Source organism: Paenibacillus sp. FSL R5-0928, from assembly GCF_037970385.1.
In the GTDB taxonomy this organism is placed as follows: Bacteria; Bacillota; Bacilli; order Paenibacillales; family Paenibacillaceae; genus Paenibacillus_AQ; species Paenibacillus_AQ odorifer.
In genome coordinates this window covers 1,304,044-1,327,410 of sequence record NZ_CP150225.1, presented here as the reverse complement: position 1 = coordinate 1,327,410, position 23,367 = coordinate 1,304,044, and the positions used below count along the sequence as shown (strand labels likewise).

The following is a 23,367-nucleotide window of genomic DNA, read 5'->3' as shown; positions in this document are numbered from 1 at the left end:
TAAAAACTTGCCAATAGCGTCATTGGGGTCCGTAAGCCTCAGCCAATGATAGCTCGGCGATGTTGGTGTTGGTGTTGGTGCAAGTGAATGGGTTACTCAAAGTCAATGAGCTTTTGCTTGCCCATAAGCTTTTATAGCAGGCCAGCCAACGTTAAAAACGCAGAGCAGCGATTCTCCAATAACCGGAGGAGATCGCTGCTCTGCTGTTTTTTACTTATGCTATATTGTAGCTTCTACTACGGTAGCTAATTCAATAATTCAGCTGCTCTAAGCAACCGGACAAGAATTACGGCGGCCTCTGCACGGCTAGTATCACTGCTAGGTGCAAAGCTGCCTGATGATTGACCTTTCATAATGCCTTTTGCAGCCAGGTCAGACACTGCTTCTTTAGCCCATGAGGAAATAGTTGAAGCGTCTGTGAAAACATCTGCAGCAACGTTTGCTCCATATCCTTCAGCTTCTAGGTTCAGCAGCTTCATTGCTCTGGCTGCCATAACAGCCATTTGCTCCCGTGTAATAGGGGCGTTCGGACGGAAGGTTCCATCCTCATAGCCTTGAACCAGTCCTAAGGCTGCAGCAGCTCTAGCATCCGCTGCATACCAAGATAAATCGGACACATCACTGAAGGTCTTCGTCGTGTTCGCAGCTACAAGACCCAATGATCGAATCAACATAGCTGCGAACTCGGCACGACTGACAGATTTCTGAGGTGCAAAGGTATCTGTGGATTGTCCGGTCAAGATCAGTCGGCTAGCAAGTCCCTCAATCTCATTTTTCGCCCAATGTGTAGCAATATCCCCAAAAGTCACAGGGTGCAGCGCAGCGAAAAATACACCGCTCGCAATACTGCTCTTAACAGTAACCTTGGTCATCCCATTAACGGGCTCAAACAATGCAGGTACATAACGGAAGGAACCCGTCTGTTCATCGTAAATAAAGACTACACCTGTCTTCGCATCCAGCGCCTCCTTAAGCATAAATGTACGATCTACATAAGTGGTGCCGAACCCACTTGCTGCTACAGAGGTTTTGCCATCCGTTACCTTTAGAGTGACAATAGCCGGTGTTCCTTGCACAGTAAAGCCTTGCTGCTTAGCCTTGGCAAGCAGTTGATCTAATCCTTTTCCGCTTAGCGAATTTAAATTAAACTCCAGTGTGCCTGCCGGCATTTGTGCGGCTTTGAGCACACTCTCCACAAGCTCTAACGGGAAGCGGTAGCTCATACCTCCACTTTCAATAACAAGCACAGCTTTGGGGCTAAGTGCCGCCGCCTTACGTAAAGCATCTGCACTAAAGCGGGCTGTGCCGTCTCCATTAGCTGAAATCTCGATAACAGCCTGCCCTGCAGTCGCCTTAGCTTTTAGCTGCGCATCATGATTAGCTGCTGGTGTAGGTGCTGGTGTAGCGGTCGGTGTGCCGGTTTGAACAGGGTTCACTGACCCTGTAGGGTCTGTTGGACCAGGAGTACTTGTTGGTTCTGGAGTATTCGTTGGACTAGGAGTACTCGTCGGGCTAGGAGTACTTGTTGGATCCACAGGATCGATCGGGTTTACAGGATCTGTCCCACCAGGTGATAGCACCTCAATTGTATAGACCCTCTTATCGTTGCCCACAGTTACCGTGAAATCTGTGATTCCCGCTTTAATTCCATTAAGACTGTCGTTGGTAAATGTAGCAATCTCACTGCTCATAATATTTAGAGTAGCTTGTGCGGTAATATCTCTGCCTTCTTTATCTAGCACCTTAAGCGTAGCTGACTTACCCTGCTCTAATACCACAGGACCGCTCTGTCCATCTGCTAGTTTGATAGAGAACGGTTTAATGGCTGTGGCTATTCCTTGATTTTGTTCTTTAATGCTTAGGTCAGGAGAGGCATTGGTCAGAAGATTCATCCGTTCGCCACGAATAATCATGTTGTCGACCAGCAGACTCCCTTTCAGATTTTTCGTAACTTCTATACCGCTTGTACCTGCGCCATCTAATACATTATTCGTCAGCACTACTCCATCAATGGAAGTGAGAGTATCTCCTTCTAGATCACCTTGAGCAATCAACCCCGAATAAGTGCTGTCCAGTGCCGTATTGTTGCGAATGAGTACTCTTCCTTTCAGATCACTCTCACCAGCATAAAGCCATAACGCACCCAGATTCACGCCGTAACCGGAATCATAACTGCCAGTTCTAAGCAAGGTATTTCGCTCCACAATCGTTGTTCCTTGGAAGGGCTCGGCGGTGAAACGGGTGGACACTGCAATCCCGGCTCCATTAGTCACAGTGTCTTTTACCACGTTGTCCTGGACTTTGTTATCTTTCCCCCCAAAGACTACAATGTTATCCGCTAACCAAGGCAAGGATACCGTATTAAAACGTGCCGTGTTATTATAGCTCGGTGTACGTTCCGTACCATTCATATCCGTCAACTTGCCGTCTGTAAACGACCACATTGCAATTCCATCATCCCCTGGATAGCGGATGTCACTTTGTTCCATCATGCTGTTGCCAGTCCCTACGGCAAAGTTAATCCCGTCTGCCATAAGATTGCGGATCCGCAGACCTGCCATGTACAGACCATTCGTACGCGCCTTTTCACCCATCGGCTGAGTTAACCACAAGCCTGCTTTGGTATGTTCTATCCAAACGTTCTGTATAATCGAACCTTGGCCAAAAGCACCATGGAAAGCGTTGGTGATCGCTTCATCATCCCGTTCGTTAATGCCGCCTTCAATCATCAGATCGTAAACACCAACCTTACCGCCGTGACCATAAAACTTAGCTCCATTCAGAACCGTATACCACATGCCGGCACCACGTATTTCAACGGTATCCAGATCCAGCAGACCCTCACCGACATTAAAGGTACCCGCCGGGAACCACACACCTTTACCTGTCGCATTCGCTTCGGCAAGGGCTGCCTTGAAGGCTGCGGTATCATCTCCCTCATCATTCGCTGCCGCTCCAAAATCCGTTACGGAAATAAATCCGTCCGGGCGAGCCAACTCAGGGGCAACCTGCTCCATATCCACCAGGTCAATGACGTAAGAAGCTGCGTTATCTCCTGTTCCCTTCTCTAAGCGAATAGTTGCTCCGGCAGGAGTATCGCCGATCAGAGCATGGATTTCGTCAAAGAAGCGGTGTCCACTGCCTTGGCGAGGATCATTTGACCATGGGTAGCTGCCATATTCCCAAGCATATTTGGATGTCAGCTTAAGCTGCTTCTTAACTCCATCCACATATAGAGTCAAGGTTTCTTCCGCACCAGCCCCATCTGGACTATCAGGAATGGAATATCGAAGAACAATGGAGTTAGCCGACTTCGCAAGCTTGAACTCTAGATAATCTCCCGTATTCTTCAAGGCCACCGCTTGTCGTCCAGAAGCCTCGGAAGCCATGCTGAGATATTTCCGCGACGAGCCAATCAGCGTTCCGTTTGTTGCCGCATCCTCAGCTTCATAGCTGATATATGGAACCGTTGCTCCACGGTATCTTTTGTTAACGCTGTTTTTTACGGTCAGGCTATCAAGGGTTACTTTACTCCAATCCACGTTGTCACTACTTAGAGAAACCGTGTTGATGCCTGCACGAAGCTGCAGTATTACCTGTGCATTCTTCCAAGAGGCAGACTTACCAAGACTAACCTTGCCCCCTTCGTTTAAACCATTCACCTCTAGCGCCAGATCCGTTGCAGCAGCAGCGGTATTTTTGTATCGAATAACAGCGTCATATTCCCCGGCCTGCTGGGCGTTGACTGCAAACCGTATAACACGATCCCCTTTGAATGCTTCTCCTCCTGCATAAATTGCATCAGTAGGGATAGGTAAGAAGCTCCAGAGCTCACTATCAGTTCCATTTGCAGCAGAACCAAGCTGAACAGCCGATGCGCTGTGAGTAAGAAGACCTGTTCCATTCGCATTTAGCAGAAGAGTATAACCTAACTTCTCTTCCAGCTTCCATTGGGATCTTTCTGTATCTCCAGCAGCTAACAAGACCACTTGGCCCGATTCATTGAGCGAAAGATAATGTTGTGTCTGAACATTCATAATCCGTTTGCGTCCGTTTATCTCCTGAACCAGCCACTGGGATTGAGCCGCCATATCGGAGGCATCTGCATATAGGACAGCCCCCTCTTTTTCGGCCAATACTTTACCAGCCATGCCTTTCGGTACAATGGTTATGATGTTGGTATCATTTTGAACTGGAGTTGTTGTATTGTTATTGCGCAGTTCTCCAGATGGAGTAGTAAATTCCTGTGTAGCCGCCTCAAGTGTCCATAGTGCCGTACCCTCACTCTCTAGCAAAAGCGCACGTTCAGCATATCCTGTCTTATTGGCAATGTTTATTAATTCATCGTCGTATTCTCCAAAGAGACTACGAATGGTGTAATGTGTATAATCGGAAGCCAAGCTTACTTCCCAGGCAGAGGCTCCGTCTACAGCAGGTTCTGTACTACTGCTCTCCAAATATGAATAATCACCATTCAGCGTTAAAAAATGACCTGTTGCCCGGTTGGTGATCGTCTGTTTACCCTCCTGCACAGTTACATTCCAGTGCGAAAATCCATTGTCTGCTGACGGCTGTCCGTACAGAACAACCCCATGCTCATTTTCGTATAAATACTCCCCACTGCTTGCATTCTTGAATCTTACAGGGTAATCAGGCAGTGGCGGAGCAATCGCATCAACCGCTTCAGCAGTAAAATGCGCACTGCTTTTTTCCGCTGTATCTGCAGCTTTACTGATTCGGAGAATTGGGTTGCCGTTATCATCCGACGCACCATAGATATAGTGACCAGCCCATGAGCTCATAATGGTAGTCACACCGGACGCCTGCATATCAACCTTCCACTTAATGCTGGCCCATACATCGTACACTGTTTGCAAAGTTTGAACGCTAACTTTAGGATCAATCTCATCTACACCCCCACCTATATGCTCAAGGGAGAGATAACGTCCAGTGCCTTTATTTTTTATCTTCACCGATCCATTGCTGCCGGCTATTTCTTGCAACTGCCAGACAAAGGAATCGTCATTCAAATCAAGTGGACCATAAGTAGCCTGGCCTACTGTTACATCCTCGTTGGCAGCTGCTAGAGGTGCAAGATTTTGGTTAGAGTGAGCAGAGTCCTGGTCAGCATAGACAGCTTCAGTAACCGTCTTGGATTCTGGCAATTCCTCTAGTGCAGCTGGAGAAGTCAGCAAAGGACCGTCCTTAAGATATTGATCCTCTCCATTTACAGCATCTAGCTGAAAACGGAACAAGTCTTGTTTTTTCTCGGTAACCGGTACAAATCTCCACTGCGGACTGCCCCAACCTGGATTGATCACTCCGTACTCAGCATATTTAGTGAGGTTCTGAAGTGAAATATACTTCTCTGGGATTTTATTAGGTTCCTTGTCTAGAACGCTACTGATTACGTAGGTGTTGTTCCCAACATTTTTGCCTGTCCAGATGTATTCTCGTTCCACATGATTTCTGTCTGGAAGCTCTGTGACCTGAAGGTGGCCATTTGGCATGTTCATCGTGTTCATGTAATGGCCCGTTTTCTTGTTTTTGAACAGCTTGCGGCCGTTATATTTCTCCACGAGCCATTGATCGGAGCCGTCCTTTTGCATATTTCCATATTTTAAAAGACCATCAACACTCTCATACCAATAAAATGACTTCCAGCCATTCTGAATCCGGTAATATGGCATTGTGCCGTCAGTCGGTGTGTTAGGATCTAAAAGCTCCCACTGAGCGCTCAAAGAAGTCGCATCCCCAATCGCACCAGCCTGTTCTCCACCCAATGTAGACAAATAAATGCCTGTGCTTTCGAGATTCTGAAGCGTCTGGTAATCATCATAATCATCGGAATCATTAAAAATCCATTGATCCGACGGCTGACTTCCGCTAATCTGCAAGGCCTTGGCAGTACCTTCACTATAAGAAACATAATGATCGGTTGCCGCATTACGGATACGCTTATTGCCGTCATAATCCTCTATATACCATAGATAGTCAGAGGTGTTGGCGGCATCTGGCGCAATAATTCCATGCTTAAGCTCGCCGTTTACGGATTCATATAAAAAATCTGTAGCCACTTGTGCATCCGTATAAGTTGCCAGTCGTACAGGCTGTAATTCGGAAATAGGCACGATTCTCCACTGTGCACTTGGATTAGAGGCTGAACCCGGCCAGCTGTTAGATCGCACATTATTGTCATCGCTGAATTGCGGATTTAGCCATAATGGACTCCCCTCATCAGTTAAACCACTGTTACGAAGGGTAATGAAGCCCGTTCCATCAGGGCCTGGTGCATGCTCTTGGGTCCACTCACTTAGCTTCACGTGATCCATATCGACTTCCTGCGAAAAAACCCCAGCCCAGGTCACTTCATTTTGCTTAATATAATGACCTGTCGCACGGTTGCGAATCATTACTGTTCCGTCATCCGTCCCTGATTCAAGATACCACTGTGCTGCTTCATTGCTGACAGGCTGTTTACCGTAAAGAACGTTCCCTTCACTTTCATACATTACCTGACCGGGGCGGAGACGGCTCTCTAGCCGTACAGGTGCTGCATTTGGATCTATAAAAGCCCACTGCGGACTCTCAAACGTAACATTGATATCCGAGCTTACTTGCGCATAACCAAGCTGATTCTCCTCGTGGATAACCAACTTCCCCTCTGGCACAGTCGCACTTCGGATGATCATGTATCCATTGCGATTGGAAGTATCGATCAGCCACTGATCCGCAACACTTCCTGAACCTTGGCGTTCTGCCGCCTTAAGTGAATCCTCTTTGCCGTTGTTACCATCCATTGTAATGTAATGGCCTGTCTTCACATTCTTGATTCGTGACAGCCCATTCACCGTCTCAACCGTCCAATGCGCTGAAGTATCGGCTGGATTGGTCATGCCATAACGCACGATTCCTGCGGATGTCTCATATAAAAAGTTGTTTTTCCACTTATTCTTGATGAGTACCGTACCTGATGGAATTTGCTCAGCGCCTGTTCCTCCAACCCCTTCTGCTCCTACGGAACCTTTACCGGTTCCCATTACAGGCAAGCTTGAAAAAATCAGCAGCAGCGCGAGCAGACCCGCCATTGCGGACCTGATTCGTTTCATACATGTGCCCCCTCTAATTAATATGGACTTCCTTTTCATATTAGTTTGGGAACGCTTACAAAACGATGTGCGATTTTATCCAGAAAAAGGTGTATTTGTACGGATATCCAATCCCTACAACCTTCATGAAGATTGACAAATCGGTTTAACGCGATGATAGTTAGTTTTAGCTACCCGCAAAGAGTAAACAAACGGAGGTACATATGAATTTCAAAATTGATTCGCCAAAAATAGCAGATCCAGACTCTCTTCTTCCTGAGCAAATATATTCGCTGCAAACCAAGGACGAATTCAGCTGTTGCAGCATCAGCGATACGGTTATTGATAATCAAGAGGCTAATAAGGTCAGCTTTGATCGTGTGATTTTTAAAAATGTAACGATTACGGAGTGCTCCCTAACTGGGATCGAGCTTATGGACGTGATTTTTGATCGCTGTGATCTATCTAATGTGGATTTTACGAATGGCATTATTCATCGAACTGAATTTAGAAACTGCAAGCTCATTGGCACAGACTTTACAAGAGGCAGATTCCAGAATGTTCGGGTAGTAGATTGTATCGGGGATTTTGCTACGTTTCGATTCGCTAATCTGAAGCAGGTTGCTTTTGAGAGCAGTTCATTAATGAGTTCCGACTACTATCAGTCAAATTTCCAAAAAATCAGCTTCAGCGAGTGTAATATGGATCAAGCCACATTGTCAGGATCAAAGCTTAATGGGATTGACCTTAGTGACTGCGAGTTCAGTGGCTTGATCGTGGATATCAAAGATTTAGAAGGATGCATCATTTCGCCTCAGCAAGCTGTTTCTTTTGTCGGATTATTAGGTTTGGTTATAAAATAAACAGCTTCAACTTGCCCGAACATTTACCGCAGCGATAACGCTTAGGGTCTACTTTTCGCTTACGCGGATACTCCATGGCACAGGCACTGCATACAAGCTTATATCGATAGGGCAGCGACTTCCGAGCTTTTGCACCCGGCAGTGTCTGACAGTAGCGGCTTCCGCCGACTTGCGCCAGCAGGCTTTTGAAATCAGCGTCACGATGCATATACCCTCGCTTAGCCAAATGCAAATGGTAATGGCAGAGCTCATGCTTTATAATCCGCTCCGTCTCTTCTCTGCCAAACATGGCAAGCTGATGGGGATTAATCTCTATATTATGGCTTTTGGTAAAATATCGGCCGCCCGTTGAGGACAACCGGCTGTTAAAGCTCGCCTTGTGTCTAAACGGCACGCCAAAGCTGTCCCGTGATACCTGCTCAATCCACAGCTGCAGCTCTTCGTTGCTCATAGTTTCCATAGCGTTCTATCACAAGTCCTTTCCACGGGAAATAAGATCTCTACTTGAATTGTAACTTGTGCATAGGCTAAACTGTCAAGAAGGAAGACAAGTACGGAGGGAGAATGAACAATGCCGAAAATGCGGTATGTAATTTTGCAGCAAAATCAAGAATTACAATTCGTGGAAATGCCTGAGGAATATGCGTACCAACTAAGTGCGCTCAATTTACGCCTGAACAAAGAAATCGATAAGCTGACAGCCGATAATATTCCGGATCTGCCCTTAGCCATCGCCGAATGTGACTCGCTGGATCTGTTACGTGAGGATTACTCCCTGGAGTCCGGTCTGGATTATATCAATAGATTGGAACAGGCCTTCGCCTCTGTTCAAGAGCAGAAGAACTACCCACTGATCTCCCTGCTTACTGAGATCCGAGCGCTACAGGCTCAATTGGAGCAGTGGTACGAAGAGGAAGCAGAAAGCCTACTGTAATCCGCACCTTTAGGCTTATTTCTCCATATTCTAACTTACGTAAGTTGTTAGAGGAGGGATTCGCTTGCCACAGTGGCTCTGCCATCAGCTAATGAAAGCCTATTACAAAAAAGACCGCCGTCAGATCAAGCTGCTGAATGAGTGCTGGTTCTTTTATCGTAATTCTGCGGAATCGAGTAATGAGATGAAGTTATAGCCTCGGATGATTAAGATCTAGGACATCTTTAAAGCAGCGGATATCGTCTTTTAAAAAGACGGTATCCGTTTTTGTTAAGAAAGGGGACTTATAATCATGATCAGTAGAACAAGACATATACAGCTGTCTCCGGAAAGTGGGACTGAGGAAGAGGACAATTATAATCTCTATGTCATAGTCACATTCCCTGACCGCTCCCGCTGGGCATCGGATTTCTACACCTTCAAGAACATCGAAGCGATCCGACAAGAATACATCCAAAGTGGTGCTTGTCTAAATGGGGCCTACTGGAGTGCACCTAATTATCTAACTGTCGTGGATCATATTGATCGCAAGCGAATTGAAGAAGTCGTCGATTTATATATTTCAGAAGGTACATTCGAATACGCCTTTGAATACATAGGACAGGTCACGGAGCGGGATCTGGAGATTATCGATTATCCGAAAGGCTTTTTCAACCCTTTAGAGAAGCTTGAGCACAGGTACGTTATGCGGCAGTTCGCTGCAATTGAGTTTATGCTGGAGAATGCTGCACCAGAAACTATAGCAGTAATAAAAAAGATCATCGCAGAGAAACAATAAAACTCCGCCTTAAGAATCAATTCTTATTAAAACTTAGGAAATACATATTTAACCAAAAAGAACAGAAAACCAAAAAATATAATAATGTAAGCAGCATATTTAATAAAGGTAGATGCGACAACGCTGGAATCCGATTTCCGTTGTACCTCCCTATGCTCCACTTCAACACTTCTATCCTTATAGCCCGGTTCCATCAGCAATCTCTCCTTTCGAATGTTCATCTTTGATAGCCTCCATTAACCCGAGGCTTTCAGGATTGAATCAAAATTCTAGATTGGATTAAAAAAAAAGACCGGAATTCTCTTCAGCTTTTCGAGCTGAGAAATTCAGGTCTTCTTTCTACTTACCCTTTAACCGAACCCGCCGCAATTCCCTCAACGATACGGTTACTGAGGAACAGGAATGTAATCAGGATAGGCAAAATACTGATCATAAGCGTTGCCCCGATCGCACCCCAATCCGTTGTATATTGACCAATGAAGTTTTGCACCCCCACGGTCAGCGTCTTGTAAGAATCAGAACTAATAAATGTGTTTACAAAAATAAATTCGTTCCAGTTATAGATCATATTAATAATGGCTGTAGTCGCGATCACCGAGCTTGTCATAGGAAGTATAATTCTAAAAAACATTCTGTTCACGGAACAACCATCAATAACCGCGGCCTCTTCCACTTCGCGTGGCAGTGCGTAATAGAAACCCAGCAAAATCATAATCGTTATCGGCATGTTAAAAGCGACATAAGACAAAATAAGTGACAAAGGGTGATCCGTTAAGCCAATCTTATTGAATATACTAAATAACGGAATAAGCGTGGAGTGAACAGGAATCATCATCGCTACCATAAACAAACCCAGTACGAACGAGCTTCCCTTCCATTTCATCCTGGTAACTGCATACGTAACCAAGCTCCCGAAGATAACCGTTAACACCGTAGCCACGATGGTAATCCATACGCTGTTGAAGAAATACACGTTGATGTTCCCTACATTCCAGACCTTCGCGTAATTCTCCCAGTGAGGATTCATCGGCAACGATAGAGCAGGAAGGTTGAACACTTCCTGATTATTTTTTAATGAGAAAAACAGCAGCCATACAAGCGGAAACAATTGCAGAGCAGCAACGGCAATCAACACGATATATAGCAATGAGTAGCCGAATTTACGTGTGATCTCCGCACCTGCGCCGCCTGTCTTTGGCCCGATTTCTAGCCTTCCTGCAGTTCCAGACATCATGAAGCGCCCCTCCTTATGAGTATTGGATCGAATCTTTCGTAGCAGTTAATTTGCGAATGACCCAAGTAATGACGAGACAGATGACGAGCAGGAAGAATCCAATTGCACTCCCGTAGCCAAAATCATAAGCCCGAAAAGCCTGATGATACATATAAGACGCCATCACTTCACTAGAGCCATTAGGACCTCCATCCGTCATAACAAAGATTAAGTCAAAATACTTCAGAGAACCTACAACGGCTAGAACAATCGTAACTTTGATGACTTCCATTGCGAGTGGAAGCTTAATTTTCCAAGCGATTTGTAAGGCAGAGGCTCCGTCAATCTTTGCTGCCTCTTCCAGAGAGGTCGGGATATTCTTGAGTGCTGCGTAATAGATCAGAATATAGAAACCAGCATATTGCCACAGAATGGGAATAAATAAAGCAAACAAAACTAATGTAGGCTCTGCAAGCCATGCAGGAGGATTAGCAAAACCAATGGAAACTAATAAGCTGTTCACAATTCCGTTCGTCGGATGATAAATTCTTAGCCAAAGCTGCGCAATCGCAACGGACGATAACAGCATCGGAATCAGATATATTTTGCGAAACAAGTTAGCTCCCTTGATCCGGGCGGCTAATACCATAGCAATTGCCAAATAAATAATGAGACTTAGGGTAGAAAACAACGCTAACTGCAGAGAGTGCCAAGCACTATTCCAGAAGGTTTGGTCTGTTAGCAAAGCTTTATAGTTATCAAATCCGATAAAAGTCAGAGCGCCTATACCATTCCATTTATTCAGTCCGTAATAACCCGTTAGAACAATCGGAATATATACAATAGCCAGAATGAGAAGCAAGGCGGGAAATACGTATAACGCGATTATTTTTTTGTTAGACATCACTTTATCCAAAGTGTCCGACTCCTTTCCTTCATAAACCGTTTGAGGAAAGGCTTATCCGGCATCACGCTGCCGGATAAGCTAATTGTCCCCTTCACCTAGTTGTCGAAGCTTTAGTTGCCTTTGGAGATGGCTGCGTCATGCTCCTCAGAATACTTCTCCGGCGTCACCGCTTTGCCAAAAAGAGCCTGGATCATATTCAGATGCGTTTCTGCTGCATTGGCACGCATTTGAACATCTGCGAATAAAGTGATGCTGCTAGCCTTGTTCATTTCGTTAAACAAATCGATGTACAGCTGTGGTAGATCCAGTGTGGCGGTGTCCACCTTCGTAGCTGGAATAACGCCTGCTCCAGTTACGGATTGCTCTCCCCATTTGGATACGAAATACTCGACGAATAATTTTGCTTCTTCTTTTACCTCAGAGTTCTCAGCAACAAATAATCCTACGCCTGGTCCACCTACCCAGCTGTTAATGTCTCCCTTCCCGCCTTCCACTGTCGGGAATTTGAAGAAACCAACACTATTACGGAATTCCAGTGGAATTTCTTCATTAGTTGTGAAATTTGGCAGATCCCATGATCCCATCATGTACATTGCTGCCTTGCCATTTACGAACTCTGATTTTGCCTCTTCATTTGATAAACCGTTGAAACCCTTAACAAATGCATTGCTGTCAACAAGTGATTGAACCTCAGAAGCCGCCTTTACTAATCCTTCATCCATAAATGATCCTGAACCACTGATCGCACCTGCAAGTGCCTGTTGGCCTGCGATCCGATCAGCCAGATACATATACCAAAGCGATCCTGTCCAGCGATCCTTATTACCGAGAGCAATCGGTGCAATGCCCCCTTCAGATAGTGTTTCTACAACTTGCTTAAACTGATCGTAGGTTTGTGGAACCTCAAGATTATATTTTTCAAAAATAGCTTTATTGTAGTAGATAGGTGCGATGTTAAACTCAAGTGGAAGCGCATACGTTTTATCGTTAATAGCATAAGCTTCTGTAGTTCCTGCGACGAACTTGTCTTTTAATTCACCATTCAACAAGTCATCTACAGGAGCGAAGAGATTTCCTTCAACGTAAGGCTGCAAAAAGCCAGCGGCCCAAGTTACCCCAACGTCTGGCAATTCGTTAGAAGCAGACAATACCTTCAGCTTATTTTTGTATTGCTCGTTGTCCAGAACCTCTTGCTTGATCACAACATTGGGATGCTCTGTTTGATATTCTTTAATGATTTGATTAACAATTTTATTTTGCCCGGCAGAAACACCTTCTGGCCATAAATGCATGAAGTTAACGGTGACTTTGTCGCTTCCCCCATTTGCACTACCTTTAGATTCACCTGCATTGTTATCTTTTTGACCACAACCAGCTGTGACAAGAACGAGGCACATCGTTAAGAACAATATTGTCCATTTTTTATTGCGCACGCTTACAACCCCTTTTCTATTGTTGTCTAGCGGCCTTGTAACCGCTTAACTAAATTGTAGCTTGGATCCCATGATGTCGTAAGGTCATAAGGATTGGGACTAATACCACTATTATTGGATTCTTTCCTCCGTGGTCATGACGTTCTGGCGGTATTGCCCTGGACTAACATTTTCGAGTGCACGAAATACCTTCACAAAATATTTGGCCGTTTGATAGCCTACTTGTTCCGCGATTTCAGCAATGGACAGCCGTGTGCTCACCAGTAGTTCTTTGGCTCGTTGTATTCTCCTTCTCGTTACATATTCACTGTAAGTCAGTCCCGTCTGCTCTTTGAAAAGGACGCTGAAATAGCTGGCATTCATGTGTAATTGATCCGCTATATCACGCATGGATATCGATTCGTGAAGATGTTCGTCTAAGTATTGGAGTGCCTCACGCACTTGAGTGCTATACACTTTCTCCTGCTGTACCGTTTCCATAAGCTTGGGATCGATCAGCTTCTCCATTCGTTCGATTCGATAAATATCATCCTTGCGTTTCAGTGCCAGTTCCACTGCTCGGACCAGCTTCGTTTTGTCGAGTGGCTTCAGTAAATATTCAACCACACCAAACTGCAAGGCTTTCTGTGCATAGTCAAATTCAGGATGGCCGGAGATCACAATAACCACTGGAGGATGAGGCATTTCGTTCAGCTTTTCAACTAATTCTAGCCCTCCAATCTCAGGCATGCGCACATCGGTAATAAGCAGATTAACTTCGTTATTTTGCAGCCATGCCAGTGCTTCAACACCGCTTGCTGCGGTTTCGATGCGATATTGACCGGATGACCAGGCTTCTAATGTTTTACGAACCCCTTCTCTTGTTCTAGGTTCATCATCTACGATGAGTATAGTCTTCACGTGTTTTTCCCCTCTCCAGGTTCATTCGGTATTTCAAAAGAAATGCTAGTTCCATAACCTTCTTCACTTCGTATTTCAAGCCCGTCCGTATTGTCTACGTAACTGAGTTTCAGTCTCCGCTCTATATTAGCAATACCAATCCCAGTCCCTTTGGAAGACCTCATGCTCCCCTTCTCCATGGTGTGATAGATAGACGATATCTTTGCTGCATCCATCCCTGGACCATCGTCAGTTACCGTAACCAATGTATATCCCGGACGACTTGAGGGTCTGACAATTAGCATGACTGTCCCCGGTCCAACCCTTTGCTCTACGCCATGAAGAATCGCATTTTCGACAAGAGGCTGGATTAACAGCTTCGGTAGCGGGACACTTCGGCAAGCTTCATCTGACTCAATCCGCCAGGATAACCTGTCGAGCATACGCATCTCCATAATCTTCAAATATCTTTCGGCATGGTCGAGCTCATCGCCGATAGTCACCCATTCATCATCATCAGTTCGATTGATGACATAACGAAAAAGCCCCGACATATCAACCACAATTTGAGCTAATTCCTCCTCACCTTTTTCATCGAGGGCCCAGTAGAATGCTTCTAATGTGTTAAATAGAAAGTGCGGATTGATTTGAGCCTGAAGTGCCTTTAATTCTGTGCGACTCTGGACGATCTCCTTCTGATAGACGACTTCAATTAGTTCATTCAGAGAGTGAACCATCTGGTTGTAAGTATTATTGAGCTCATTGATCTCCATAGTTGTAGAAGTGACTGAAATCGGTTTCAAGGTTCCAAATCGTGAACCGCGCATCACTTTTATCAAATTCAGTATGGGCCGTGTAATCATCGTGGATAAAATAAAAGTAAAGATGAGAAACAATAAACTGCCAACAACACCGGATACGATGATCGCTGTACGAAGGACAGATATCCCCTCTGTCGTATAGTCAACTGGAGTGAGGATTACTAGCCTCCAACCTGTTGCCTTGGACTGCTTCTGAATTACAATGTAGTCTTCTCCGCCAACCTCAACCTTTTCTCCTCCATGATCCAGTATCTTATTCGCATTGACCTTTACGGAAAAATCGGAAGAAATTTGCCGTCCCGCTTCATCAAATAATCTCATTAATTCACGCGTTTCCGCCTGTGAGCTGTCCACCTCATCCGTAAGCTGGAAGTAACTTTTCTCAATTTGAACCATAATATAGCCAGCTTTCGTGAATGAATGATCAATCAGTCTAATATTACGAATCGCGATGACGATATCCGAATTCCGCGGGTCAAGTCCAAACCATACGAGACGTCCTTTGCCCACGTCCACCCGGCTGATCCATTCTTCTGATACTCGATTGTTCAGGCTGGCGTCATCAACAGAAAGTAATTTCTGATAATCACCTGCATACAGCTCAATGGAACGAATCCCTGTCGCATACGCCTCATATTTACGTACTTCCTGCTGGATGGTTTGACGTTCGGCGAAGCTGATCGGCTTTCCTTCGGCCTCTTGAGCGAGCAATCGCTGAATGGAGGCGTTGGTTGCCACTTGCGCCGTCAACGTGTTAATCTGCCGGATCAGTACATCCAATTTGCCCGTTGCCTGAACTGCAGTCTGTTCAATATGCTTCTCCGCACTATTGCGTAATAGAACCGAAACTTGCCCGTACATAAAAAAACCAACCGTGGCGAGTACGATCACCATGACAAACATAAAACCCAGGAAAATTTGATTACGCAATGTGTTTAACTGTCCAAACCTCGTCAATCTTTACACTCCCCTCCGCCAGATAGACTTGATTCCTCATCAAAAAAGATGACCCTTGAATCTTCAGGAATCATCTACAGCTCTAGTTATTTGTTAATTCAGCCTTTGGATTATATGATATCAGTGATTAGTTTCTGAGCCCATATCCATATCGCGTTTTAATTTATCCAAATCAACCAAAAAAACAATATAGAATATATACTCGTGCCTCCCAGAGTTGCACAAAAAAAAGCCGTACCTCCGCTGACCCGGGTATACCGGAATAGCAGTGTACGGCTTGTATTTTTAAATATGGAGGTTCTAATTAAAACTACGGTTGGACACCCACGAACCCTGCAATTTACGCAGCATAATAATTTGTCCAGTATGGTACGAATCGTGTAGGATAAGGCTCATTACCTCTTCCCCTGGCGCATGACCCGAACCGCCCCAATCATACGCGCCTTCTTCCAGCGCTTCAATGATTTCTCTAAGAGCAGCATGCACGTCTTTCAGGTCTGCAACGGCTTTCGCCCATGATTCTTCTCCTTCAGCTGTTACAGTAAAGGTATCATCGTTGCTTTCAGCATCGGGTTGTTTGGGCAACCCTTTTAGCTTTCGCAGCAAACGCACCTTATAATAAGTTAGATGGTTAACCGTTTCCCAGATAGAATTGGCCGCCCCACCCTCTGGCTTCCAGAGAGCCTGTTTGCTATCCACACCTTCCAGCGCATCGCTAAGCGGCGGAGCCCAATCCTCGATATCCATGCAATAATCCCAATTTTGGAGCAAGACCTCACTGATTTTATTTTGCATGTTCAACCTCCTAAAAATTTGTGTAAACATAAACTTCATGGTGTAGCTTCAAAAAGAACTACTTCAAAGCGAACTAATATGTAACGACTTAAACCATAATATAGTGGTTACAAAAGAAATGTAGCATATTTCCAGATTGTATTCAAGTAACTAGCTAAACTTATTTTTAACTGTTACAATGATTTGTAATGAGCGTTGAATCGGAAAGGATGAACAGACCGTGTTGTGGGAGGATTTCATTAACAGTTACTGGCGGGATTGGCGAACAGGAGATAAGAATAAAGACCGGGACAGACTCGATGAAGAAGAGTGGGTTTTTAAATGGCTGAAGGAGTATGCTCTATTAGAAACACAGATGCCGAACACGATAGAAATGGCGCAGCTTAAAAAGCTTCGCTCACTACTATGGAACTGGGTACAGGCCATTGTGCAAGGAAACTCGGTGTATGGAGAAATACTGGAACAGCTCAATGTCTATATGGACAAGGGTCCTGTTATACGGCGAATTGTGTGGAAAAGCGACGAGCAAGCGGAAATAAAGCTATTGCCACTCCATAGTGGCTGGGAGCAGGTAATGGCGGAGATTGCAGCGTCTTTTGCCGAGGCATTACTTGAAAAAGAACCCACAAGATTCCGTATCTGCGAGAATCCCGATTGCCTCTGGGTCTATTACGATGATACACGCAACCGCTCCAAGCGGTACTGCGATGACAAAGCCTGTGGCAACCTTATGAAGGTGCGGCGTTTCCGGGCGCGGAAGAAGGCTGAGTCTGAGGGGGAATAAAGTCTATAGGCTAATAGATCATATTAAAACTCTTATACTTAATATAAGCTTGTTATGTGTATGAAGGATAAACTTGAGGTTATTAGCGCAGTGTGAATTACGTACATTTTTTACTCTCTGTGCATCCATTAGAGCCTATGGTTAAGCTGGTAATGGAGGAGGCGAGATCCAACCCACTGTTAAATCCCCCTCGTGATGACTTTCAATAATAATTCCTTTATCCAATTTTACAATCCATGTATCAAATCCAACAGCAATAACATCATTGAAATTGTTTATAATATTTTTTAAATTAGTCTCCACTACCGGAAGATTGAACTCATTCCACACAATAAAATAGTTATCACGCAATAAAATAGACTCTATGTCTTTCAGTTCTTCCGGTGTCTTAAAGGATTTCTTTTGATCAATAGATTCCCAGTCAATCCGCGCCCACTGTGTGAAATTAACTATACTCTCCATCATAGCTACAATCTCGGACGACTTTTCTAAACTATATATTCTTGTGTTGGGACCTAAAGCTTCGATACACTCACTGTACAGAGAACCTGATGGGTTCTCTATTTTCACTCTTTTTTTCAGTTGCTCCATACGAAATAGCCGTGCTTGTTTATCACTCACTTTCTCACAACCTTTAACTCATCCTATTTTTTAGTGAAAAAAACCTGGCCTTCTCTAGATAGTTTTGTGCACGGAGCTTTATGAACTCATGAAATAGCTGCATTTCATACACTTATTCCGCATCCAAATGGGATCTTCAAGACTTTAATTGTATTCTGTACACTTAAAAACTAGAAAATGTGCCCAATGAGTAATAAATCACGAAAATAGGTGTACGAAATACAGTTATATTTTTTGACGGGTTATTCGCAGGATTATAGTTGTACAAAATACAGTTAAAAGCTTCTGTACATCGCTCCCCTTGGCTCTTAACCCCCAACAACTCCAATATCCCTCCATCCAATCATGATCTCTTCGACGACCTCATTCCCAATCTTCACTTCTTTTGTCGCAACAGATTGCCCACCCACTTTGTGATAGAAATGAATCGCGGGATTTCCTGTTACCACCCAAGTCATGAACGAGCTATAATTTTCCTCCAATAAATTCTGTGCTACGCTTCTTATGAGTTGCCTTCCAAGACCCTTTCCTTGCTGTTCCTTAAGCAAATAGAGTGCATATAGCTCCGCATCATAGAGATCTGAGAGATCTGGCCCTCTTCGCGCTCCTCCATTTGCAAAACCAATAATCGTCCCAGCCTCATCTTCAGCCACATACATAACCTCGTCTTTATTGGGGTTTTCAAAATTCCGAATCCAGAGCTCCCTTCTTGCTTCCACTGTAATTTTATCGAGAAACTCATCTGATATTAGCCCTCTGTATGTGGTTTTCCAACTCGTAGCGTGGACAAAAGCGATCCCGTCTATATCACTAGCTGTTGCTTCTCTAATCTTCAATTTAATTCCCCCTTAGATTTCCGATAAAAGCTTCAGCTAGTCCAACATTGACTAGTGTTCAACCACTTATTCCTCTCAAACAAACTATTGAAATCACTTTGAGCTACCGAATTGATATGTTTTTCTGAGCTGCATAATATTCACATGCCAACTAAAAAGGAGGAGATGTCTTCTACTTCTACTTCTACTTCTACTTCTACTTCTACTTCTACTTCTACTGGAGCTACTTTCATATCTTCTAATAGTTTTCTGAGTATATCTTAGTACCAACATCCTCGCACACTCTCTAGTTTTTTATTCCCCCTCAGCCCATTTAGTACTCTACCTCAATTTAACCTTGCAGTGCCTTTCGCACGCTTAATATATATTTCGCCTGATCAAGTGGGTTCACGCCCCGGCGGGTGCGCTCAGCAGATACGTCTGGTGGACATTCTTCATAGCCGGCAAAAAAAGAAGTAAACGTGCTGCGCCCCTTCGTGTAGGAGCTTAAGCTGACGGGATAATCGAGCGATGTTGCCAGCGGCAGACGTCCTTCGATGATCATCCGTTCGCCTTGCAGCACGGGAGGCTCGAACGTGCCACGCATCTGCACAAGGTCGTTCATCACCCGTCCGCCATTCTCCTCAGGAACCACGATGCGAACCTGCAGAATCGGCTCCAAAAGCTTAGTGCCTACCCGAGCGAGTCCGTCCATAATTCCCATCGGAGTCGCCACAGCAAAATCCAGCGGATGGGTATGCCACACATGATGCTGTCCCTCGATCAAGGTCACTTTAAGATCGGTAACCTCCCAGCCATACAAACCCTGTTGTAAGGCTTCTGGTACTCGGCGTGCGGTTTCGCTCTGATATTGCGGCAGCAGGTCGGAACTCCGCACTACCGAATCGTAGACTAAACCACTGCCCGGAGATCCCGGCTCAATCTGAAAGCGTAGAATCGCCCAGCACGGTTTCGGCATCGTGTAAGCGATAAAACCTTCCCCGGCACGGGCTGGCGTTTCTTTATATATGACAGAAGGCTGACCGAAAGTAACCTTCAGCGCATATCGCTCCTCCAGAACACTGTTCAGAATCTCCAGCTGAATCGGTCCCATTACTTTGATATGCAGCTCCCGCTCATCCTGCAGCCACTGCGCATCCAAAAGCGGATCTTCATCCGCCAGTTCCTGCAGCGCTCCGATAACCTTATGGTCATCCACATCTGGTTCCCAGAATACACGCACCGTTAGCAGCGGCACAGCCAGCTTCGCCTCCTCCGGAATGGCCCCCGGATGGCCGAGCACATCTCCGATGCGCACCCCTGAAAGGCCATAGATAACAGCAATATCTCCGGCTTCAAGCGCTCCGACATCCTCGGTCCGACCACCTTCGACCTTGCGGATCTGGGTCACTTTCCCCTGAATATCCTGCGTATAATTCATCAGCGTATCGCGGTTACGGATCGTCCCTTCATAAAGGCGGACAAACGCCATCCGTCCCATACTTTTATCACGCTGAATATTGTATACGATGCCTGACACCGCCCCCTCCACATTCCCACCAGCGCGCGGAAAATACTCAACCATCGCATCCAGTAAGGCAGTAACCCCAAGCCCCTTGGCGGCGACGCCATAAACCATCGGAAAAAAGCGGCCTGATGAGGAGGCTGTTTTCATATATTTTTTCCATTCAGCCAAATCAATAGTGCTACCTGACATATACTTCTCCAACAGCTCTTCGTCCCGTTCCGCTAACGCCTCTAATAATTCTGTTCGCGCGCTAGCATCAGCTTCGTTCTCCCATAAATCTCTTGCTCCTATGTACCCCTTCTCTTTGCCGATGGGTTGCTGAACTGGAAGGATATCACTAGACAAATAATTTCGCGCTTCTGCCAGCACAGCTTCAGGGTTAGCGCCTACGCGATCCATTTTGTTCACAAAAATAAGCGTGGGGATTCCCAGCTTCCGCAGCGCGTTCCAGATCATCTCACTTTGGGCCTGCACACCCTCCACGGCTGAAAGAATAAGCACCGCACAATCCATCACCCGCAAAGACCGCTCAACTTCGGACAGAAAATCGACGTGCCCCGGGGTATCGACCAGATTAATATGCACACCTTTCCAAGCAAAAGAAGCCAATGCCGCCCGTACGGATATCCCCCGCTGCCGCTCCACATCCATTGAATCCGTCAATGCCGTCCCAGTGTCTACGCTGCCAAGCGCGCGAATGCGACCGCTTTCATACAAAATATGCTCCGTTGTTGTCGTCTTCCCGGCGTCCACATGGGCAAATATCCCCACATTAATCCGTTCTGCTCCCTGCTGCTGAATCATCTATAGTTCCCCTATCATGAGCTAGATTTATCTGAATTTATATTATTTACATCCTTATATTCCATAGTAATATATCCACCCACGTTGTTCCACCCTCCAGTTCAATTGGTTAGATTCAGCTATGCCGGGTATGTAATTACTAATAAGAAATCTAACGCCGGGGAGGAAATTCATCATGACAGATAAACGTTTGCAGGATAAAGTTGCAGTGGTTACAGGTGCTGGTTCCGGTATTGGAAAAGCTACAGCCATAAGGTTTGCCCAACACGGAGCTAAGGTATATATGCTTGACCGCACTCCCGAGGATTCCTATGAAACTAAACGTGAGATTGAATCTATTGGCGGTACAGCAACAGTAATTGAATGCGATGTCTCCAATCCAGGTCTGGTCGAAGAAAGTATTCGTAAGGTTGGGGAGGCGGCCGAGAAGATTGATATTGTTTTTGCCAATGCTGGCATTAATGGTACATGGTCTCCAATCGAAACACTAGAAATCGAAGATTGGGACCAGACACTGGATACCAACCTACGCAGCACCTTTGCCACAGTAAAATATGCCATCCCCCATATGAAAGAAAATGGCGGCAGCATCATTATCACCAGCTCCATTAACGGCAACCGAGTATTCTCGAACATTGGCGCTTCCGCTTACTCATCTTCCAAGGCAGGACAAGTTGCTTTTATGAAAATGGCTGCACTAGAGCTGGCGCAATACGGCATCCGTGTAAATGCAATCTGTCCTGGATCAATCGATACACAAATTGGAGATAATACGTATAAAAGCGATGATCTTCAAAAAGTGAAGATTCCTGTGGAATTTCCGGAAGGTAATCATCCGCTGGAAAATGCACCGGGTAAGCCTGAGCAGGTTGCCAATCTGGTATTATTTCTCGCATCGGATGAATCTTTTCATGTTACGGGAACTGAGATTTATGTAGATGGTGCCGAGTCACTCCTGCGCGGATAAGTTTTTACTCGAATCGTTATAATATTTTAAAATCTATGCAACATTTTGGTCTAATCTACCATCTAAGAGTATGGAGGTGACGCAAATGAAAAAAACATTATTCATAAATAACGCTAAAAAAATGACTATAGCCTGCGGCATTTTGGCAGCGAGTGTGTCTTTTGGGGCATCCGCTTTTGCTTTTTCAGATTTGAAAGGTGATCCTGCGGAAGCAAAAATCAACTCTTTGCATAAAGAGGGGATTATAAACGGAGTAGACAAAGATAAGTTTGCCCCTAAATCTAAGGTAAGCTTTGCGCAAGGGATACAATTCATCGTTGGGGGTCTGAATCTGACTCCGCAACCAGCGGTAGGTAGTAATTCTTCCAAAGCCAGTGATTATTTCGATAAAGTAAACGACAAAGCCTGGTATGCTTCGGCTTTCCTGACTGCCAAGCAAAATGGTCTTTCACTCGACCGGACAGTGGATCCTAACGGAACCATCACCCGTGCTCAGTTCGCTCACTTATTGACGCAAGCGCTGCAAAGTAAAGGTAACTTCCCTGTTACGCTGATGTATGTAGACATTAAGGATGGCGATAAACTCTCTACGGAGGTTATAAATAGTCTCCAGATCCTGCTGAATACACATATTGCCACACTCGATAAGAACGGTAATTTCCGGCCAAATGATGCTATTACCCGCTCTGAAGCAGCCGCTCTCATCTATGATGCAGCAACTTTTGCTAAACGTGTAATTGTATCTAATGGCAGTCCCACTACTCCCACCTACGAAACAGAGGTTACGTTGACCAAAGCGGGTGAAGGCGTAAATAAAGCCACACTTACCGTTAATAATCTGCCTAACCCCGGGTATGGGCTGGTGATTGAGCGAATCGAATTTGGTAAAGACAATACGGCTGTGATTTACTTTAACGTGACTGCTCCTGAACCAGGGAAAATGTACGCGCAGGTGATCACAAAGGCATCTGTTGCCACTTATCTGCCAGATGGATACAAAGCTGTCGCTCAACCTGTAACTGGCTCTGCTTCTTATTCGTCTTCTAGCGCGGCACAATAATATAAATTCAACTTGAAGGTTTTAGAGTTAAGAGTCCGACGCAGCTGCGGTGTATATTTGGACTTCCAGCTGCCGTTTATGACGGCTGAGATACGGAGAAGGGATGCCTCAAAAGCCATC

The 23,367-nt window shown here is 45.2% G+C and carries 19 protein-coding genes; 7 read left to right on the top strand and 12 right to left on the bottom strand.

Going from position 1 to position 23,367, the window contains the following annotated elements:
* Positions 1–245: 245 nt before the first annotated feature.
* Positions 246–7,109, bottom strand: coding sequence for an S-layer homology domain-containing protein (locus MKZ16_RS05730; protein ID WP_076104661.1), 6,864 nt, complete (start codon positions 7,107–7,109; stop codon positions 246–248).
* Between the two features lie 203 nt (positions 7,110–7,312).
* Between MKZ16_RS05730 and MKZ16_RS05725 the strand changes: the two genes are divergently transcribed.
* The gene (locus MKZ16_RS05725) at positions 7,313–7,951 is read left to right on the top strand and encodes a pentapeptide repeat-containing protein (protein ID WP_036686811.1); all 639 of its coding nucleotides are present in this window, start codon (positions 7,313–7,315) and stop codon (positions 7,949–7,951) included.
* On the opposite strand, the gene MKZ16_RS05720 is transcribed toward MKZ16_RS05725, so the two are convergent.
* Positions 7,941–8,402: a SprT family protein gene (locus MKZ16_RS05720; protein WP_080742673.1), complete on the bottom strand. Its 462-nt coding sequence runs from the start codon at positions 8,400–8,402 to the stop codon at positions 7,941–7,943. The genes MKZ16_RS05725 and MKZ16_RS05720 overlap by 11 nt on opposite strands.
* Positions 8,403–8,522: 120 nt before the next feature.
* On the opposite strand from MKZ16_RS05720, the gene MKZ16_RS05715 reads away from it, so the two are divergent.
* The 3 genes from MKZ16_RS05715 to MKZ16_RS05705 all read left to right on the top strand — a co-directional run bounded on the left by MKZ16_RS05715 (position 8,523) and on the right by MKZ16_RS05705 (position 9,663).
* The gene (locus tag MKZ16_RS05715; RefSeq protein WP_076104662.1) at positions 8,523–8,885 is read left to right on the top strand and encodes a hydrolase/acyltransferase; all 363 of its coding nucleotides are present in this window, start codon (positions 8,523–8,525) and stop codon (positions 8,883–8,885) included.
* A gap of 64 nt (positions 8,886–8,949) precedes the next feature.
* Complete coding sequence (gene cmpA, locus MKZ16_RS05710; protein WP_094903512.1) at positions 8,950–9,081, top strand: cortex morphogenetic protein CmpA; 132 nt, start codon at positions 8,950–8,952, stop codon at positions 9,079–9,081.
* A 96-nt stretch (positions 9,082–9,177) separates the two neighbouring features.
* A complete protein-coding gene (locus tag MKZ16_RS05705; protein WP_076104663.1) occupies positions 9,178–9,663 on the top strand; it encodes a hypothetical protein in 486 nt (161 codons plus the stop codon).
* A gap of 26 nt (positions 9,664–9,689) precedes the next feature.
* Here the strand turns inward: MKZ16_RS05705 and MKZ16_RS05700 are convergent, their stop codons facing one another.
* From MKZ16_RS05700 to MKZ16_RS05670, 7 genes are all read right to left on the bottom strand, one after another.
* Positions 9,690–9,884: a hypothetical protein gene (locus MKZ16_RS05700; protein WP_036686806.1), complete on the bottom strand. Its 195-nt coding sequence runs from the start codon at positions 9,882–9,884 to the stop codon at positions 9,690–9,692.
* Between the two features lie 122 nt (positions 9,885–10,006).
* Complete coding sequence (locus MKZ16_RS05695) at positions 10,007–10,897, bottom strand: carbohydrate ABC transporter permease (protein ID WP_036686804.1); 891 nt, start codon at positions 10,895–10,897, stop codon at positions 10,007–10,009.
* Between the two features lie 13 nt (positions 10,898–10,910).
* Positions 10,911–11,792, bottom strand: coding sequence for a sugar ABC transporter permease (locus MKZ16_RS05690; RefSeq protein WP_036686803.1), 882 nt, complete (start codon positions 11,790–11,792; stop codon positions 10,911–10,913).
* Positions 11,793–11,893: 101 nt separating this feature from the next.
* A complete protein-coding gene (locus MKZ16_RS05685) occupies positions 11,894–13,216 on the bottom strand; it encodes an extracellular solute-binding protein (RefSeq protein ID WP_076104665.1) in 1,323 nt (440 codons plus the stop codon).
* A gap of 111 nt (positions 13,217–13,327) precedes the next feature.
* The gene (locus MKZ16_RS05680; RefSeq protein ID WP_076104666.1) at positions 13,328–14,116 is read right to left on the bottom strand and encodes a response regulator; all 789 of its coding nucleotides are present in this window, start codon (positions 14,114–14,116) and stop codon (positions 13,328–13,330) included.
* On the bottom strand, positions 14,113–15,873 hold the full coding sequence (locus tag MKZ16_RS05675) for a sensor histidine kinase (protein WP_076104667.1): 1,761 nt from the start codon (positions 15,871–15,873) through the stop codon (positions 14,113–14,115). Before MKZ16_RS05675 ends, MKZ16_RS05680 begins: the two co-directional genes overlap by 4 nt.
* Positions 15,874–16,173: 300 nt before the next feature.
* Positions 16,174–16,668, bottom strand: coding sequence for a DinB family protein (locus tag MKZ16_RS05670; protein ID WP_076104668.1), 495 nt, complete (start codon positions 16,666–16,668; stop codon positions 16,174–16,176).
* Between the two features lie 220 nt (positions 16,669–16,888).
* Between MKZ16_RS05670 and MKZ16_RS05665 the strand changes: the two genes are divergently transcribed.
* The gene (locus MKZ16_RS05665; protein ID WP_038569066.1) at positions 16,889–17,452 is read left to right on the top strand and encodes a CGNR zinc finger domain-containing protein; all 564 of its coding nucleotides are present in this window, start codon (positions 16,889–16,891) and stop codon (positions 17,450–17,452) included.
* 141 nt (positions 17,453–17,593) lie between these two features.
* On the opposite strand, the gene MKZ16_RS05660 is transcribed toward MKZ16_RS05665, so the two are convergent.
* The 3 genes from MKZ16_RS05660 to MKZ16_RS05650 all read right to left on the bottom strand — a co-directional run bounded on the left by MKZ16_RS05660 (position 17,594) and on the right by MKZ16_RS05650 (position 21,220).
* Positions 17,594–18,073 (bottom strand): hypothetical protein, encoded by a 480-nt coding sequence (locus tag MKZ16_RS05660; RefSeq protein WP_076104669.1) that lies wholly within the window; start codon positions 18,071–18,073, stop codon positions 17,594–17,596.
* A 308-nt stretch (positions 18,074–18,381) separates the two neighbouring features.
* On the bottom strand, positions 18,382–18,909 hold the full coding sequence (locus MKZ16_RS05655; protein ID WP_076104670.1) for a GNAT family N-acetyltransferase: 528 nt from the start codon (positions 18,907–18,909) through the stop codon (positions 18,382–18,384).
* A 331-nt stretch (positions 18,910–19,240) separates the two neighbouring features.
* On the bottom strand, positions 19,241–21,220 hold the full coding sequence (locus MKZ16_RS05650) for a TetM/TetW/TetO/TetS family tetracycline resistance ribosomal protection protein (protein ID WP_076100045.1): 1,980 nt from the start codon (positions 21,218–21,220) through the stop codon (positions 19,241–19,243).
* A 175-nt stretch (positions 21,221–21,395) separates the two neighbouring features.
* On the opposite strand from MKZ16_RS05650, the gene MKZ16_RS05645 reads away from it, so the two are divergent.
* Both MKZ16_RS05645 and MKZ16_RS05640 read left to right on the top strand, forming a co-directional pair.
* Positions 21,396–22,187 carry an SDR family NAD(P)-dependent oxidoreductase gene (locus MKZ16_RS05645; RefSeq protein WP_036686790.1) on the top strand — a complete coding sequence of 264 codons (792 nt, stop codon included), beginning with the start codon at positions 21,396–21,398 and terminating at the stop codon, positions 22,185–22,187.
* Between the two features lie 85 nt (positions 22,188–22,272).
* Positions 22,273–23,247: an S-layer homology domain-containing protein gene (locus MKZ16_RS05640; protein ID WP_076104671.1), complete on the top strand. Its 975-nt coding sequence runs from the start codon at positions 22,273–22,275 to the stop codon at positions 23,245–23,247.
* The last annotated feature ends 120 nt before the right edge of the window (positions 23,248–23,367 follow it).